Source organism: Streptomyces sp. NPDC102462, assembly GCF_044765425.1.
In the GTDB taxonomy this organism is placed as follows: domain Bacteria; phylum Actinomycetota; class Actinomycetes; order Streptomycetales; family Streptomycetaceae; genus Streptomyces.
In genome coordinates this window covers 1-1,998 of sequence record NZ_JBIWKB010000152.1, presented here as the reverse complement: position 1 = coordinate 1,998, position 1,998 = coordinate 1, and the positions used below count along the sequence as shown (strand labels likewise).

The window sequence follows — 1,998 nt, the reverse complement described above, 5'->3', positions numbered from 1 at the left end:
CCTGCGTTCCGCGTAATTCAGCGTCCTAGAGTCACGAATCTGGGGTCTGACCTGCGCGGACATGGGTGAGGGCGCCTGAGAGGCGTTTCTCTAGGCGCTGGCGTTCGTGCTGGTCAGCGGGGTGCGGGTTCGAGCGCGATGATCTGCTTCGGTGCAGGGATGTTGAGCTTGGCCAGCAGGTCTCTCTGGGGCTTGGTGAGGGCAGTGACCTGGCGGAACAGGCCGGTAGGGCCGGTGAACGTACCGAGGTGGAGCCGGTCGAGCTCGCGGCGGGCGGTCGTCCAGGTCGCGTCGGCGGTGGTCTCGATGATGCGGATCAGCAGGAGGGCGAGCCAGCAGAGGACGACGTGTGCGCGTATGCGTTCCTCGAGCCGGTGATAGACGGGCCGCAGGTCGATGATCTGTTTCATGTCCCGCCAGCCCCGCTCGACTTCGAGGAGTTGCTTGTAGCCGAGGGCGATGTCCTCGGCGGACAGGTCCGGGTCGGAGCATCGCAGCAGGTACTTGCCGTCGAGGTTCTCCTCGGTCTTGATCTTCGCGGTGTCGATGCGGAGCTTGCCGGACGGGGTGGTGCGGAGGTAGCGGTTGAGGCCGGGCTTGTCGACGATCTTGCCGCGGAGTTCGCCACGTTTGAAGTCGCTGAGCTTGTCGGAGTCTTCGATCAGGGTCGTGAGCTGGGAGACGAGCTGTTCGCGTATGTGCTGGTCACGGGTGGCGGCTTCGGGGTTGTGGCAGATCACGAACCGTTCGGTGTCGGAGATCCGCACCTCCTTGACGCGCATGTTCTGGGCGATCTCGCCGTAGCGGCCCTGGCGGGACAGGGCGGCCTTCACCTCCGGGCTGCCTGAGCGGAGTTTCTCGCCGACGATGTAGGCGTTGTCGCCCTGACGGAGGTAGCGCCGGTTGCGTTCGCTGGAGAATCCCCGGTCGGTGACCCACACGATCTTGCTCAGGGTCCAGTCCCGCATGTCGTCCTTGACCTGCCGGATCAGCTTCTGGTCACCGGTGTTGCCGGGCCAGGACCAGACGCGGACCGGGATCCCGTCCCTCGTGACGGCCATCCCGATCACGATCTGCGGCAGGTCGTCGCGGGAGTCCTTCGACTTGCCGAAGGTACGGAACCCGGCCTGATCCGCGTTCTCGCCGTCCTCTTCAGCGGGTGGGCGGTCGTCCGTCAGGAGGCGGCCCTTGTCGTCGCGGGCGACGGGTTCGTCGGCCTCCTCCAGTTCGAAGTAGGTGCTGGTGGTGTCGAAGAACAGCAGGTCGACCTCGAGGTTGAGGAGGTTCGCGACCTCGTCGAACACCCGCTTCTCCAGGTCGTCGGTCACCTCGTGGAGCCAGTCCATCGCCCGGTAGCAGGCGTCGTCGTCGATGGCCGGCAGGCCCTCGACATGCACGTCGTGCGTGACCCAGTCCGCGGCGGCCAGCTTGGACGACGGGGCCAGGGCCCGGTTCGCAACCAGGGAGAACAGCACCCGCTCGGTCATCGACATGTCCCGGCGCCGGCCCCGTTTGGGCTGCCCGACCTGCCCGACGATCCTGTCGATCCTCAGCCGCCGCCAGAGATGATCGAGGACATAGGTGCCGCCGAACGGGACCGACGAGACGAACTCCAGGTCACCCGCCGCCGTCGACGCCAGTGCCTCACCCGGCTCCAGCAGCCTCGATAGAGACGCGACCAGGCGCCTCACCGCGTCCCGGTCGAGGTCGTCCTCACGGCCGAACGTGAACAGGACCTTCGGGACCGCCCGGCCCTTCACCGGATCCCACTCGTTGTGGGCCAGGTGCAGGTACCGGACCGTGCCGGACTTGTTCTCCCGCTTCGTCGTCTTCACATACACGACTCCAGACCCTACGGAGCAACTCCAGGTCAGCGCAGGCGAATCCGCAGAATCGCGTCTCTAGGTGAATCTGCCCGCGTCACCAGCCTCCAGCTCACTGACCTGCACCTTCAGCCCGGTAGGGACTCCAGAACCCCCGAATTGCGCGGAACGCAGG

At 66.1% G+C, this 1,998-nt stretch carries 1 protein-coding gene; it reads right to left on the bottom strand.

Going from position 1 to position 1,998, the window contains the following annotated elements:
- Positions 1-113 precede the first annotated feature (113 nt).
- The gene (locus ACIRFL_RS43775) at positions 114-1,835 is read right to left on the bottom strand and encodes an IS1634 family transposase (protein ID WP_404041337.1); all 1,722 of its coding nucleotides are present in this window, start codon (positions 1,833-1,835) and stop codon (positions 114-116) included.
- Between the last annotated feature and the right edge of the window lie 163 nt (positions 1,836-1,998).